The sequence below is a fragment of the Nocardiopsis sp. FIRDI 009 genome (genome assembly GCF_003386285.1).
In the GTDB taxonomy this organism is placed as follows: Bacteria; Actinomycetota; Actinomycetes; order Streptosporangiales; family Streptosporangiaceae; genus Nocardiopsis.
In genome coordinates this window covers 86626-101596 of the sequence record NZ_QPNC01000020.1, presented here as the reverse complement: position 1 = coordinate 101596, position 14971 = coordinate 86626, and the positions used below count along the sequence as shown (strand labels likewise).

General features: G+C 72.3%; 10 protein-coding genes. 1 reads left to right on the top strand and 9 read right to left on the bottom strand.

Translation table 11 applies throughout. From position 1 onward, the window contains the following. Window positions 1-8: 8 nt before the first annotated feature. From DVR05_RS18485 to DVR05_RS18465, 5 genes are all read right to left on the bottom strand, one after another. The gene (locus DVR05_RS18485) at window positions 9-1250 is read right to left on the bottom strand and encodes a styrene monooxygenase/indole monooxygenase family protein (RefSeq protein WP_116247161.1); all 1242 of its coding nucleotides are present in this window, start codon (window positions 1248-1250) and stop codon (window positions 9-11) included. 550 nt (window positions 1251-1800) lie between these two features. Continuing rightward, window positions 1801-3081, bottom strand: coding sequence for a sugar ABC transporter permease (locus DVR05_RS18480; protein ID WP_116247160.1), 1281 nt, complete (start codon window positions 3079-3081; stop codon window positions 1801-1803). After that, window positions 3081-3878: an ATP-binding cassette domain-containing protein gene (locus tag DVR05_RS18475; protein ID WP_116247159.1), complete on the bottom strand. Its 798-nt coding sequence runs from the start codon at window positions 3876-3878 to the stop codon at window positions 3081-3083. Before DVR05_RS18475 ends, DVR05_RS18480 begins: the two co-directional genes overlap by 1 nt. Before the next feature lie 85 nt (window positions 3879-3963). Further along, window positions 3964-5109, bottom strand: a complete 1146-nt coding sequence (locus DVR05_RS18470; RefSeq protein ID WP_232832212.1) for a sugar ABC transporter substrate-binding protein — start codon at window positions 5107-5109, stop codon at window positions 3964-3966. Window positions 5110-5480: 371 nt separating this feature from the next. Further along, entirely contained in the window at window positions 5481-6656 is a 1176-nt protein-coding gene (locus tag DVR05_RS18465) for an ROK family transcriptional regulator (protein WP_116247158.1), read from the bottom strand. A gap of 109 nt (window positions 6657-6765) precedes the next feature. Here DVR05_RS18465 and DVR05_RS18460 point away from each other — a divergent pair, with 109 nt between their 5' ends. Continuing rightward, complete coding sequence (locus DVR05_RS18460; protein ID WP_116247196.1) at window positions 6766-7386, top strand: uridine kinase; 621 nt, start codon at window positions 6766-6768, stop codon at window positions 7384-7386. 79 nt (window positions 7387-7465) lie between these two features. Here DVR05_RS18460 and DVR05_RS18455 read toward each other — a convergent pair whose 3' ends face one another. From DVR05_RS18455 to DVR05_RS18440, 4 genes are all read right to left on the bottom strand, one after another. Continuing rightward, window positions 7466-8146 (bottom strand): potassium channel family protein, encoded by a 681-nt coding sequence (locus DVR05_RS18455; protein ID WP_232832211.1) that lies wholly within the window; start codon window positions 8144-8146, stop codon window positions 7466-7468. A gap of 180 nt (window positions 8147-8326) precedes the next feature. Then, window positions 8327-10564, bottom strand: coding sequence for a serine/threonine-protein kinase (locus tag DVR05_RS18450; RefSeq protein WP_116247157.1), 2238 nt, complete (start codon window positions 10562-10564; stop codon window positions 8327-8329). A gap of 305 nt (window positions 10565-10869) precedes the next feature. After that, entirely contained in the window at window positions 10870-13584 is a 2715-nt protein-coding gene (gene acnA / locus DVR05_RS18445) for an aconitate hydratase AcnA (RefSeq protein WP_116247156.1), read from the bottom strand. 384 nt (window positions 13585-13968) lie between these two features. After that, window positions 13969-14904: an LLM class F420-dependent oxidoreductase gene (locus tag DVR05_RS18440; protein ID WP_116247155.1), complete on the bottom strand. Its 936-nt coding sequence runs from the start codon at window positions 14902-14904 to the stop codon at window positions 13969-13971. Window positions 14905-14971 lie beyond the last annotated feature (67 nt).

The window sequence follows — 14971 nt, the reverse complement described above, 5'->3', positions numbered from 1 at the left end:
TGGGATGATCAGGTCCGGCTGAGGCGGCGGACCCCGTCGGCGTACTCCACGGCCCGCTCCGGGTGCAGGAACCACTCGATGAGGCCGCTGGGGTCGGCGAAGGAGTTGGCGAACCGGTCGGCGGTCGCCTGGTCCTCCTCCGCGAGGCGGAACAGCTCCCACACGTGGCGGGGGCCGGAGAGCATGACCCCGCTCCACGCGGTCACGTGGCGCGCCTGGCGCCAGTAGGCGGCGAACGCGCCGCGCATGAACGCCTCGTCGAACGGCCGCGTTCCGTGGTCGACGATCGCCCGGCGGTAGACGTCGGCGCACAGGGAGGCCATGTTGGCGCCCTGCGCGGTGACGGGGTCGTTGGCGACCACCGTGTCGGCCATGCCCAGGACCGCCGTCCCGTGGGGCAGCCGGGCGACCGGTTCCCGCACGACGGGGGTGTAGGAGCCGTGCAGGGCGGCTCGGGGGTCGACGGGGTCGGCGTCGGCGAAGCGCTCGTACTCCCAGGGCGCGTGGCGGCGCAGGACGTCCAGCAGGCCGGCGAACACGGTCCCGGCCGAGGCGTCGGCGGGCAGGGCCCGGTCCAGGGGGCCGCCCGGCACGGCCTCGACCATCACCGCCTGGCAGGCTCCGGTGAGCGAGTACGCGGGCAGGCTGATCACCTCCCCCGCCCCCCTGACGGCGCTGCGGCTGAGGATCCCGCCCTCCGGGTGGGGTTCGGCCCCGGTGACGTAGGCGACCGTCAGGGTGCGCTGGGGCGCGTCGTGAGAGCGGCGTGCGGCGTCCCGTGGGAAGATCCGCCCCAGCTCGCCCCGGCCGACGGCGACGACGGTGAGGTCGTGTCCACGGGCGATGTCCTCCAGTTCCCCGGCGCCGACCCGGTGGCGGACGAAACGGCCGCCGTCCCGGACGAACCGTTCCAGCCAGGCGGACAGCTTGAGCCGCTGGTCGACCGACTGGGCGGGCTCGTCCAGCCGGCCCACCCAGGAGATGTCGGGCTCCCGCTGTCCGGCCGTCTCCGCCACGCGGACGCCGACGCCCTCGACGAGGGGGGCTCGGTCGTGCCAGAGGGAGAGCCCGTGCCGGCGCTCTCGGCGCAGGGCGGGGCCGAACAGGCACTGGGTGGACAGCACGGGTCCGGCACGCAGTTCCTCCGGGCCGCCGGGACTGACCAGGGTGACCTCGTAGTCCTCCGCCAACAGGCCGATGGCGAGCTGGAGACCGGACTGGCCGGCGCCGACGATGAGGATCCTTCGCATGCTCTTCCTTCCTGGTGTGCGCCCCCACCAGGTGCTCCGGAAAGCGGAAGCGGGCACGATCCGGGCACGACTGGAGGCCGCCCGCGGCCGGAGGGCCCCGGCACGCGGGCGGTCGATCGCGACGAACCTAGCAGCGGCTTCCCGGGGGTCCGATCCGCCCCGTGGAACGGGACCCCGCCCCTTCGGAGCGGGATCCCCACGCTTCGACGGGGTGTTCGGCGCGGGTGGTCTCGCCCACTCGCGCCGGTGGGCCGTCCGCCCAGTTCACGGCGTCCGTGCGGCGGCGCACCGCGGTTCGCGGCGGACGGCGGACACCGCGGCCTCACGGGTCGGCCCCCGACGCGTGAGGCCGCGTCCGCTCGGCGTTCACCGCCCCCGTAGGGGGAGACGGAGTTCACACGGGAAGGACGGGGCCCCGGCCCGGCGGGAGCGGCCGGGCCGGGGCGGGGGCGGCCGGGAGTGGAGTGAGCCGCCCCTGGGAGGGGAGGAGACGAGGCTCCCCCGAGGGATGTGCCGGTCGGGCGCCGGCGGGCGCGCCCGACCGAGGAGGCTAGGCGCCGCCGCGGGCGTGGGTCTTGCGGCCGCGCCGGGAGACCGCGTCCAGGATGACCGCGACGAGCAGCACCGCCGCGGTGATCATGAACCGGACCGAGGTGTCCATCTGGAGCAGCAGCAGACCGGAGGTGATCGCGCCCAGGACCAGCCCGCCGAGGAGGGCGGAGTAGGCGTTGCCGCGCCCGCCGAAGAGGCTGGTGCCGCCGATCACCGCCGCGGCGATGGCCATCATCAGCTCCGCGCCACCGCCGGTGGACACGCTCGCCGCGAAGTTGCGCGAGGCCAGCATGATCCCGCCGAGCGCGGCCAGCATGGAGGCGATGCCGAACACCGACACGCGGATGAGGTCCACGTTGATGCCCGCGCGGCGGGCCGCCTCGGCGTTGCCGCCCACCGCGTAGACCATGCGCCCGTAGCGGGTCTTGCGCAGGACCAGGTCGAGCACCGCCACGAAGCCGACGAAGATGAGGAAGGCCAGGGGGACGCCCTTGTACTGGTTGAGCGTCCACACCCCGCCCACCAGCGGGAGCGCCAGCAGCGCGGTCCGGGCCAGGATCTCGACCGGCGCCCGGTTGGGCAGACCCGCCCCGCGTCGCTTGCGCTCCACGGTCAGGACGGAGAGCAGGTACAGGGCCAGGACCACCAGCACGACGGCCCAGCCGACGACCGGAACGAAGTAGGTCTGGGTCAGGAGCGCGATCGGACCGGTCGAGCTGGTGTTGATGGTGCCGTCGTTGCCCATGAGGTACAGGTGCACGCCCTGCCAGCCGAGCAGACCGGCGAGGGTGACGACGAAGGCGGGCACGCCGACCTTGGCGAAGATCACCCCGTGGATGAGGCCGATCACGAGGCCCACGCCGAGGGCCGCGAAGATCGCCAGCCATTCCGGGAGTCCGTGCCGCACGGCGAGCACCGCCAGCACGGCCGCGGCCAGACCGGCCACCGATCCGATGGACAGGTCGATCTCACCCAGCAGCAGGACCATGATCACGCCGGTGGTCATCAGGCCGATGGCGGCGATCTGCACGGTGAGGTTGGACAGGTTCTGCGGGGACAGGAACCGGTCGTTCATCGACTGGAAGACGACGCCGATCAGGATCAGCCCGACGACGACCGGGATCGGCCCGAGCTCACCGCCGCGCATGTTGCGTCGGAGGACTTGGAGCCAGCCGCGCGGCGAGGCCGCGGTGACGAGCAGTCGGGGGTCGCGCGCGGCCTCGGCGGAGACCCCTTCGGTGGCGGTGTCCTCTTGCGTGAGGTGTGTCTGCTGGGTCATCAGTGGTCCTTCGTGGCCACGGCGGAGGCGCCGGTGCGTTCGGAGCGGCGGGTGACCGGGTTGTCCGCGGCGCCGGTGATGGCGGCCACGATCTCCTCGTAGCTGGTCTCCGCGATGGGGAAGTCTCCGGCGTTGCGGCCCAGCCGCAGCACCACGGCGCGGTCGGCGACCGCGCGCACGTCGGCCATGTTGTGGCTGATCAGCACCACTCCCAGGCCCTGGTCGCGCAGGCGCTCGATGAGGTCGAGGACCTGCGCGGTCTGCGCGACGCCCAGCGCGGCGGTCGGCTCGTCGAGCATGACGACGCGGGGCTGGCCCAGCAGGGAGCGGGCGATGGCGATGATCTGGCGCTGGCCGCCGGACAGGCCGGAGACGGGGACGCGCAGGTCGGGGATGCGCACCGAGAGGGAGTCCAGGAGTTCCCGGGCCCGGCTCTCCATGGCCACCTCGTCGAGGGTGCCCGGGAAGTGCAGCCGTTCGTTGCCGAGGAACAGGTTGCCGACGATGTCCAGGTTGTCGCACAGGGCGAGGTCCTGGTAGATGGTCGCGATGCCGAGCCGCTGGGCGTCGGAGGGCGAACCGATGGTGACCGGCTGCCCGTCCCACGCGATGGTCCCGCCGCTGTCGGCGGGGTGGGCCCCGGCGATGACCTTGACCAGGGTGGACTTACCGGCCCCGTTGTCGCCGAGCAGGGCGACGACCTCTCCGGCGCCGACGTGGAAGTCGACCTCGCTGAGGGCGCGCACGGCCCCGAAGGTCTTGGAGATCCCGGACAGTTCCAGGACGGGTGTGCTCATCGTGCTCGTGTCTCTTTCCTCGCCCCGGGGAGCGGGGCGGACCCGATCGGCCCGCCCCGGGCCCCGTGGCGTCGCACCGGTGGGCCTACAGGGCTTCTTCGCAGAACTCGGTGTCGGCGTAGTCGTCGGTGCAGATCTCCTCGATGGTGTAGAAACCGTCGGAGACGACCGTGTCGCCGATGTTCTCCTCGGTGACCGCGATCGGGTCGAGCAGGATCGCCGGAACGGTCTCGCCGTCGGCGTCCTCGACCTCGGTGAGGGTGTACTCGCCCGCGTCGAGCTCCTCGCCGGTGGCCAGGGAGACGGCCATGGCCGCGGCGATCTCGGCCTCGGGGCGGATCGCCTTGTACACCGTCATGTACTGCTCACCGGCGATGATGCGCTGGATCCCGTGCAGCTCGGCGTCCTGCCCGGTGACGGGGGGCAGGTCCTCGGTCTCCACACCCGCGCTGCGCAGGGCGGAGATGATACCCGAGGCCATGCCGTCGTTGGCGGAGTAGACGCCGATGATCTCGTCCACGCCCAGGGCGGTGATGGCGCCCTCCATCTGGCTGTTGGCCTGGTCGGGCGACCAGTCCGGGGTGTCGAACTCCTGGCCGATCTCGATCTGGCCGTCGAGGATCTCGTGGGCGCCCGCCTTGAAGTCGGCGGCGTTGGGGTCGGTGGGCGAGCCGTTGATCATGACGATCTGCCCGTCCCCGGAGGTGCCGTCCTGCTCGATGGCCTCCAGGAGGGCCTGGGCCTGGACCTGGCCGACGCGGACGTTGTCGAAGGAGACGTACATGTCGGCGCCGCCCTGGGCGAGGCGGTCGTAGGCGACCACGGGCACGCCCTGGGCCTGGGCCTCGTTGATCGTTCCCGCGGCGGCCTCGGAGTCGACCGCGCCCAGGACGAGCACGTCGACACCGTCGGTGAGCATGGCCTGGGCCTGCGTCTGCTGCTCGTCGACGTCCTGGTCGGCGTTGGCGTAGGAGAGCTCACAGTTGGGGCACAGCTCGGTGAGCGCCTCCTCGAAGTAGGGCCGGTCGAAGGCCTCGTAGCGCGCCGTCTGGAGCTCGGGCAGGAGGAGGCCGACGTGGAAGCCCTCCTCCAGGCTGTGGATCTCCCGCTCGGCCTCGTCACCGGAGGTGGTGAGGGAGCCGCAGCCGGAGACGAGGAGCGCGAGGGCCGTGGCGGCCGCGGGGAGGGCCAGGGTGGCCGCTCGTCGGGTGAAGGGGCGTCGTGTACTCAACGCGGGGTGCCTCTCTGGACGGGGGATCGGTGTGGGAACTCGCGAGTGATGGTGTGAAGTCAAACCCCACCGACTGCTTGTCGTCAACTGATGAACACATAACTGAAACATCACGAGTGCTGTGTTCACCCGCTGAAGACAGCAAAAGCCCAGGTCAAAGCGGAGACAGGTGCGTGTGATGTCATGTGAAGGATATCCGGAACGCTCCCGCGTTCACCCGGCGGAAGCGGCCCTGACCTCGTGCTTCACCGTATGCCAGACGCGGCGCCGGCACCGCGTGAAGGCGGCGGGGACGGTGGTGGGACGGGTCGGGCGGACGCGGTCGGCGCGCCGAAGACGGGAAGCGGATGCCGCAAGGACCCGAAGACGGTTCAGCGGGCGATGCGCGCCGCGGTCCACAGCGCCCCGTACAGGGCCGCGTCCCGGCCGAGCGCACCCGACACCAGGGTCAGGTCCTCCCGCGCCCCGCCCAGGGCGCCGAGCTCCATCGCGCGCGTCATCGGATCGAGGAGCAGCTCCCCCGCCTCGGCCAGGTCGCCGCCGACGGTCACCCGGTCGGGGTTGAACAGGTTGGCGGCGATGGCCAGCCCCTGTCCGAGCGCCGTGCCCGCCTCCGCGATGACACGTCTGCTGCCCAGGTCCCCGGAGCGCGCCGCGGCGACGACGTCGGCCACCCTCGGCCCGCCCGGGCCCCGCGCGACCTCGGAGTTCTGCGGCAGCATGTCCAGCAGGTAGCGCGCCCCGACGAAGGTCTCCAGGCAGCCCCGGTTACCGCAGCGGCACACCGGGCCACGCGGGTCGAGAGCGATGTGCCCGATCTCGCCCGCCGTGCCGCCCGCGCCCCGGAACAGCTCCCCGGACAGGACGATGCCCGCGCCGACACCCTCGCCGATGACCAGGTGGATGAGGTGTTCGGCGCCCTCACCGGCGCCGATCCGCCGTTCGGCCAGGGCGGCGAGGTTGGCGTCGTTCTCCGCCACCGCGGGGACGCCGAGGCGCTCACCGAGGGCCTCGGCCGGGCGGAAGCCCGTCCAGCGGGGCACACACGAGATCCGACCCACCTCCCCCGTGCCCGGGTCGATCGGACCCGGCACGGAGACCACGGCCGAGGACACCGTCCGCAGGTCGATCCGCGCCCGCTGGAGGGTGGTCTCGGCCAGCCACGCGGCACGACGCACCCCGCGCCCGGGGTCGGCGGCGACGTCGTAACCGATCTCCTCGCGCGCCAGGAGGTTCCCGTCGCTGTCCCCGACCCCGACCGTGACGCGGTCCACGGCGAAGTCGACCGCCAGGACCGCGCCCGGCGGGCGCAGGAGGGTGACCGCCCTGGCGCGACGGCCGTTGGAGGCCGTGTCACGGACCGAGACCGTGCCCGCCGCGCGCAGCCCGCGCACGATGTTGGACACGCTCGCGGCGGACAGGCCGGTCGCCCGGGCCAGTTCCGCCTGGGTACGCGTGCCGTCCCGGCGCAGGACGTCCACGACACGCCGTTCGTTGGCCTGCCGCAGGGCGGACTGGGATCCGGGCGTCACGGTGGCGTCGGTCACCCGGCTCCCCCTCGTGGTCGATGGTCGGTCAGCGCCCCGCGCTGCTGTGAGGCATGCTACAAGGAGTGAACGCAACCGGGAACACGGGGCGGCGGCTAGGGTGCGGGATGTGTCAGTGGAACAGGTGCGGACCGGCGACGACCGGTGGGCCGACCGCCTGGCCGAGGCCGTGCTGGGCCGAAGCCGTGGGGGGCCGCTGCGCGTGGTCGCGGTCGAGGGGCGCTCGGGGTCGGGCAAGAGCACCGTCGCGGAGCGGCTGAGCACCGCGCTGGCCCTGCGGGGCGAGCCGTCGGCGGTGCTGAGCATGGAGGACCTGTACCCGGGGTGGGACGGCCTCTCGCTCGCCCACACGTTCCTGCGGGAATGGGTCCTGGAGCCGCTCGCACGCGGGGAGCGCGCGGCCTGGCGGCGCTACGACTGGGAGCGCGGCGGCTTCGCGGAGGACTGGACGGCGCTCCCGCCCGAGGTGGACGGCGGCGGCACCCTCATCGTCGAGGGCTGCGGATGCGGGGCCTCGCCGGTGCGCGCGCACCTCGACCTGCTGGTGTGGGTGGCAGCGACCGACACCGAACGGGCCCGGAGACTGGACCTGCGCGGGGACGCCGCCCTGTACGCCCCCTACCGGAACCGGTGGGCCCGGCAGGAGGACGAGTTCCACGCCGCGCACCGCCCCCGAGAGCACGCCGACCTGGTGGTGGACAACTCGGGGAGCGGCGCCACCGCGCCCTGACCGCGCCGGTCGGGCACCGGAGTTCCCGTGACGGCGGGACGGCGGCCGGGCCGACACCGTGGCGACCGGGCTCCCGGGATCAGTCCGCGGCGCCGCCGTCCTTGTGCTCCCCGGGGGTGACCCCCACGTACATGCCGACGAGCCGGGCGATCACGGTGGTCAGGAAGAGGGTTCCGGTCACGGCCTCGGCGGCGGCCATGGAGCGCGTCCACGGGGAGACGGCGACGATGTCCCCATAACCCAACGTGGCCAGGGTGACGTAGGAGAAGTACACGAAACCCTGCCAAGTCATCGGTTCGTCGGGGTGCGCGCTGTCGGTGAAACTCCCGGGGACGAGGATCTCGGTCGCGCTGAACCACGTCGCGAACACGCCCCCGATGAGGAGGTAGACGCTGATGGCGGCGACGATCACGTTCAGGCTGTGCGCCGGGCTGCGCCGGTAGACGAACTTGAGCAGCGAGTAGACGACACCGACCTGGAAGGCGAAGAGCGTGGCCAACAATCCGAGCAGCGCCACGCTGCGCAGGGGGTCGAGGGCGACCCACAGGGCGAAGAACACCAGTGCCACACCGACGAGCAGGACCGGCAGCACGCGGTCGCGCTGATCCCGCACGACGAGCAGACCGAAGCCGATCATCCCGACGTAGAGCAGCGTGTACAGCAGGGTCCAGCCCTGTCCCTGCAGGGTCATCGGGTACCCGAACTGGAGCATCACCACGAAGAGCAGGAACAGGCCGAGGTTGGGACCGCGGTCGCGCACACGCCCCTCCCCCACCGTGCCTGCACTCGCGGCTGGCCCCGTCGCCGCACCACGATGATGCGGTAGCAGGGCCGGTCGCGTCAGTGCGACACTCCGGGCCGCCCGCGGGAGGATCCGTGCCCCGTGGCGGGGCGGACCGGTGCCGCGCCCCCGCGCGCGGGGGCGCGTCGGCCACGCGCCTCAGGCGCCGCAGATCTCCCGCGCTCTGCGCAGGTCGTCCCGGATGCGTTCGACCCCGGCGGACAGCTGCGGCAGTTGGGCGCCGGACTGTTGGAGTTCCCAGGCCCGACGCGCCCGGTGCGGAGGGCCGCCGCACGCCACCCGCAGCACGCTGCCGGAGACCGCCGCGCCGATCAGGCCGAGGAGACCGACCCAGATCATGAGGTTGATGACGAAGAGCGGGATGATGAAGTCGGTGGTGATCCGGCTCTCGACGAAGGCGATCCCGAGCCCGATCGGAAAGCCGAAGGCGGCGTACCGGCAGTACCGCATGGTGTTGTACAGGCGTAGCTGGAACCCGACCCTGTCGGCCAACGCGTCGTGCTTCGCTCGTGCGTCGTGGAAACGCCCCTCCCAGTCGCGCCGCTGCGCCGCCAGGGCCCGCATCGTCGGCAGGGTGCCGTAGACCACGGCCGCGCACCCGGCGTTGAGGGGGAGCGGGCTCCCCTCGACCCGGGTCCACAGGACCTCGACCCAGGCCGACAGTTCGCTGTCGTCACCGGTGGCGGGGCGCACCATCCGCTCCGGGTGGAGCAGGAAGGTGAGGATGAGCGCGGGGTTGGCCTCGGCCCGGGACGCCTTCCATCCGGCCAGCTGGTCGACGAGCTGGCGGTGGAAGGCGATGCCCGCGCGCTCGGCCTCCTCCAGGTGGTCGGCGAGCTGGCGGAGCCGCCCGGGTTCGTCGGTGCGGTGGGCGTCCATGACACGCAGGACCTCGGGTCGGGCCAGCAGCGCCATCTCGTTGGCCAGCGGAGCACCGGTGAACAGCGGCCGGGGGTCGTTGAACAGGTCGCCGAGTTCGGCCGGGGTGGCGCCGCGGCCTCGGAAGACCGGGGGCAGTTCGGGGCACAGCTGGGCGATGAAGGAGGCGATGGCCAGATTGGCGTCGTCGACCCGGCGGCGGAACAGGGACCGGTCCACCGAGGTGTCACCGAGGTCGTCCATGATCCACGCGCCCAGCGCCGCGCGCTCCTGGGGGTCGCTGAACACCCGGACGGCGGCGTTCCAGTTCTGCTGCATGGCGGTGGCCAGGGATCGGGCGTCGGTGAACCGGACGCCGACGAAGTGGTAGGGGGGCACCCCGTCGCGGAGGGGAGCGGACGGCGGGTACGGCGTCCCGGTCGCCGGTCCCGTCCCGGGCGGCGGGGCGGCGGGGGCGACCCGGGTGTAGGCGCGGGTGGGGCCGACCGTCGCGGGCGGTCGCACCCGGGTGGAGTCGGTCCCCCCGGCGGTCTCGACGCGGGTCTCCTCCACCGGGCGTTCGACACGGGTGGGGTCGACGGGGACGGGCCGCTCCACACGGGTGCGGGCGTCCGCCTGGACGGGCGCGGTCCCGGCGACCGGGGGAGGCGGCGCTGTCCGTGGTCCGTCGGGGGGCGCCGCGATCAGCCGGTTGAGCAGGGTGGTGGCGTCCGGGCGACGGGTGGCGTCCTTGTCCAGGCAGGTGCGGACGATGTCGCGCAGCGCCCCGGGGAGCGTGCCGAGCTCGGGTTCGGCGCTGAGGATGCGGGCGATGCGGGCGGCCTGGGTCGGACCGGGGAAGGCCTCGCGCCCGGTGGCCGCGTAGACCATCACCGACCCCCACGCGAAGATGTCCACGGCGGAGGTGAGCCGGGCCCCCTCCAGCTGTTCGGGGGCCATGTACCCGATGGTTCCGATCACCCCGCTGGCCGTGACCGACGTGGACTCCACGGCCTTGGCGATCCCGAAGTCGATCACCCGGGGCCCGTCCGGGGCCAGCATGATGTTCTCCGGCTTCAGGTCGCGGTGCACCACTCCGGCGGCGTGGATGGCCGCCAGCGCCGTGGCCGTGGAGACCGCCAGGCGGTGCAGCTCCGCACCGCTCCTCGGGCCGTCCTGGGCCACCGCGTCGTGCAGGGTGGGGCCGTCGATGAACTCCGTGGCGATCCACGGCTCCTCGGCCTCGGGGTCGGCGTCCAGGATCGCGGCGATGCAGAAACCGCTCACCCGCCGCGCCTGCTCCACCTCCGCGGTGAAGCGGCGGCGCATCTCGGCGTCCCCGGCCCAACTGGCGTGCAGCACCTTCACCGCCGCGCGGGTCCCGTCCGGGGCCTCGCCCAGGAACACCTCGCCGAACCCGCCGCGCCCCAACGAGCGCACCAGCCGGAAGTCTCCGACCACGCGTCCGTCCGGGTCCCGTTCCGCTCCCGGCCCGGCCCGATGCTGGGGGTCGTTCACATCCGCCCCGTTCCTTGGTTGGTGGTCACACGGCCCCGGTCTCTCCCCCGACGGGCCCCAGCGAACTATAGCCACGTCACCGTCGGCTCGCTCACCGGCGGTGGTCACCGCGCCGGATCCGCTCGACCAGGTCGTCGGTCAGGGTACCGAACCCGGTGGAGGAGGGCGTCGGGTATGCGGTGGGCGCACCGATCCGCCCCGGCTCCCTCCCCGTACGAGGGCGGGGGCCGCCACCGTCGTTCGGACGGTGGCGGCCCCCGGTGAACCGCGCGGCGCGCCGTGTGGGCGCGGGCGGGGTCGTGGGACTACTCCGCGATGAGCTGGCGCAGGACGTACTGCAGGATGCCGCCGTTGCGGTAGTAGTCGGCCTCACCCGGGGTGTCGATGCGCACCACGGCGTCGAACTCGACGCCGGTGTCGGTGCTGACCTTCACCGTGCTCGGGATGCGGCCCTCGTTGAGCTCGGTCACACCGGTGATGGAGAAGGTCTCCTCGCCGGTCAGGCCGAGGGAGTCGGCGGACTGGCCCTCCGGGAACTGGAGCGGCAGGACGCCCATGCCGATCAGGTTGGAGCGGTGGATGCGCTCGTAGGACTCGGTGATGACCGCGCGCACGCCCAGCAGGCGGGTGCCCTTGGCCGCCCAGTCACGCGAGGAGCCGGAGCCGTACTCCTTGCCGCCCAGGACGACCAGCGGGATGTCCTGCGCCGCGTAGTTCTGCGCGGCGTCGTAGATGAACGAGACCGGCGCCTCGGGCTGGGTGAAGTCGCGGGTGTAGCCGCCCTCGGTGCCCGGCGCGATCTGGTTGCGCAGGCGGATGTTGGCGAACGTGCCCCGGATCATCACCTCGTGGTTGCCGCGGCGGGAACCGTAGGAGTTGAAGTCGCGGCGCTCCACGCCGTGGGACTTGAGGTACTCGGCGGCCGGGGTGCCCGGCTTGATGGCGCCGGCCGGGGAGATGTGGTCGGTGGTGACCGAGTCGCCCAGCTTGGCCAGGACGCGGGCGCCGGTGATGTCGGTGACCGGCGCCGGAGTGGTGGCCATGCCCTCGAAGTACGGGGGCTTGCGGACGTAGGTGGACTCGTCCTCCCACTCGAAGGTGTTGCCGGTCGGCGTGGGCAGCGAGCGCCAGCGCTCGTCACCGGCGAACACGTCCGAGTAGGCGCTCTCGTACATGTCCGAGGCGATCGCGGAGTCCATGACCTCCTGGATCTCCTCGGCGGAGGGCCAGATGTCGGCCAGGTAGACCGGCTTGCCGTCCTTGCCGACGCCCAGCGGCTCGGTGGTGATGTCCACGTCGAGGGACCCGGCCAGGGCGTAGGCGACCACCAGCGGCGGCGAGGCCAGGTAGTTCATCTTCACGTCCGGGTTGATCCGGCCCTCGAAGTTGCGGTTGCCGGACAGGACCGCGGTGACCGCCAGGTCGTTGTCCTGGACCGCCTTGGAGATCTCCTCCGGCAGCGGGCCGGAGTTGCCGATGCAGGTGGTGCAGCCGTAGCCGACCAGGTTGAAGCCCAGCTTGTCCAGGTACGGGGTCAGGCCGGAGCGCTCGTAGTAGTCGGTGACGACCTTGGAGCCCGGGGCCATGGAGGTCTTGACCCACGGCTTGCGGGACAGGCCCTTCTCCACCGCCTTCTTGGCCAGCAGGGCGGCGCCCAGCATGACCGAGGGGTTGGAGGTGTTGGTGCAGGAGGTGATCGCGGCGATGACGACGGCGCCGTGGTCGATCTCGGTCTCCGTGCCGTCGGCCAGGGTGACCTTGACCGGGCGGTGCGGACGGCCGTTGGCGCTCGTGGCCGGGGCGTCGGAGGCCGGGAAGGACTCCTCGCCCGCCTCGTCGTCGGAGACGTAGTTGTGGACGTCGTGGCGCCAGGTCGGCTTGGCCTCCGACAGGGCGATGCGGTCCTGCGGGCGCTTGGGGCCGGCGATGGACGGGACGACCTCGGCCAGGTCGAGCTCCAGGTACTCGGAGTACTCGGGCTCCACGGACGGGTCGTGCCAGAAGCCGTTGGCCTTGGCGTAGGCCTCGGTCAGGGCGACCTGCTGCTCGGAGCGGCCGGTCAGGCGCATGTAGCGGATGGTCTCGTCGTCGATCGGGAAGATCGCGGCGGTGGAACCGAACTCCGGGCTCATGTTGCCGATGGTGGCGCGGTTGGCCAGCGGCACCGAGGCCACGCCCTCGCCGTAGAACTCGACGAACTTGCCGACCACACCGTGCTCGCGGAGCTTCTCGGTGATGGTCAGGACCAGGTCGGTCGCGGTGGTGCCGGGCTTGAGCTGACCGGAGAGCTTGAAGCCGACCACGCGCGGGATGAGCATGGAGATCGGCTGGCCGAGCATGGCGGCCTCGGCCTCGATGCCGCCGACGCCCCAGCCCAGGATGCCCAGGCCGTTCTGCATGGTGGTGTGCGAGTCGGTGCCGACGCAGGTGTCGGGGTAGGCCTGGCCGTTGCGGCTCATGGTGACGCGCGCCAGGTGCTCGATGTTGGCCTGGTGCACGATGCCGGTGCCGGGCGGGACGACCTTGAACTCGTCGAAGGCGGTCTGGCCCCAGCGCAGGAACTTGTAGCGCTCGTAGTTGCGCTCGTACTCGATCTCGACGTTGCGCTCGAAGGCGTCCGGACGGCCGAAGAGGTCGACCACGACGGAGTGGTCGATGACCAGCTCGGCCGGGGCGAGCGGGTTGATCTTGTCCGGGTCGCCGCCCAGGTCGCGCACGGCCTCGCGCATGGTGGCGAGGTCGACGACACAGGGGACGCCGGTGAAGTCCTGCATGATCACCCGCGCGGGGGTGAACTGGATCTCCTGGCTGGGCTGGGCCTTGGCGTCCCACCCGCCCAGCGCGCGGATGTGGTCGGCGGTGACGTTGGCACCGTCCTCGGTGCGCAGGAGGTTCTCCAGCAGCACCTTCAGGCTGTAGGGAAGCCGGTTGGCGCCCTGGACGGCGTCCAACCGGAAGATCTCGTACGACTCGTCGCCAACACGCAACGTGTCACGGGCGCCGAAGCTGTTCGCGGACACGGTGTCTGCCTCCTGATCTCGCCACTGATGTCCCCGGCATCCTGCCCGATGAGCGGGCGCGGGGCCTACTGAGGCCGCCCTCACCGGATTCCGGGGTCTTGGAGAGCCACGGGGCTGCCCTCCGCCACCACCGGCCTCCCAGGTCCACGCTGACCCGCGGCGACACCACTCGCCGCCGACCAGGCAGTCCATTGACCGCGGGCGTCCACGATGTTCGGGGCCGGGCGCCGACAAGCGGTCACGTTCACGCGCCCGAACCGAAGCGGGCCGGGGGGAGTCCCGCTGTTATCTTGATGTCAAGGTATCCAACTTGTATCTCGATATCAAGTTATCGGGCGGCGGCCCGGCCCTCGCGGCCGCCCCCCGACAAGCCGCCGTCCGCCCTCAGTCGAGCTGCGGGACGACCTTGCTGGCCACCAGCTCCAGGTGGTCCAGGTCGGACATGTCCAGCACCTGGAGGTAGACACGCTCGGCCCCGGCCTCCCCGAAGGCGCCGAGGCGGTCCACGAGCTCGTCCGGTGTGCCCGCCAGACCGTTGCGGCGCAGCTCGTCGACCTCACGGCCGATCCGCTCGGCGCGCCGGGCGATCTCCGCCTCGTCGCGGCCCACGCACAGCACCTGCGCGGCCGAGTAGATCATGGGGGCGCTCCGGCCGGAGGCGCGCACCGCCGTCCGGGTGCGCTCGAAGGCCGCGGCGGTGTCCTCCAACGAGGCGAACGGCACGTTGTACTCGTCGGCGAACTTGGCGGCCAGGCGCGGGGTGCGCTTGGGACCGGTCCCTCCGATCAGTACGGGCGGGTACGGCTCCTGCTCCGGTTTGGGCAGGGCGGGGCCCTCCGCCAGACGGTAGTACTTGCCCTCGTACCGGAAGGTCTCCCCCACGGGGGTGGACCACAGGCCGGTGACGATGTCGAGCTGCTCCTCGTAGCGGTCGAAGCGCTCACGGGCTGCGGCGGGGAAGGGGATCCCGTAGGCCGCGTGCTCCTCCTCGTACCAGCCCGCGCCGAAGCCGAAGTCGACCCGGCCCCCGCTCATCCGGTCGACCTGCGCCACGGAGATGGCCAGCGGGCCCGGGTAGCGGAAGGTCGCGGCGGTCATCAGCGTGCCGAGTCGGATACGGGAGGTCTCCCGCGCCAGCCCCGCCAGCGTGATCCAGGCGTCGGTCGGCCCGGGCAGCCCGCTGACGTGGTCCCCCATGTGCAGATAGTGGTCGGAGCGATAGACGGCGTCGAAGCCCAGCTCCTCCGCCGCGCGGGCGACGGCGAGCTGGTCCTCGTAGGTGGCCCCCTGCTGGGGCTCAAGGAAGATCCTCAGGCGCATACGCCCCATTTTCTCCCACGGCCGCCGCCGCGCGGACAACCGGCGCGCCGGTTGGGGGTTCTTCCCC

Excerpts from the sequence above, each read along its gene's own strand:
- DVR05_RS18475 (WP_116247159.1), bottom strand. The coding sequence starts at position 3,878 with ATGAGCACACCCGTCCTGGAACTGTCCGGGATCTCCAAGACCTTCGGG.
- DVR05_RS18480 (WP_116247160.1), bottom strand. The coding sequence starts at position 3,081 with ATGACCCAGCAGACACACCTCACGCAAGAGGACACCGCCACCGAAGGG.
- DVR05_RS18440 (WP_116247155.1), bottom strand. The coding sequence starts at position 14,904 with ATGCGCCTGAGGATCTTCCTTGAGCCCCAGCAGGGGGCCACCTACGAG.
- DVR05_RS18485 (WP_116247161.1), bottom strand. The coding sequence starts at position 1,250 with ATGCGAAGGATCCTCATCGTCGGCGCCGGCCAGTCCGGTCTCCAGCTC.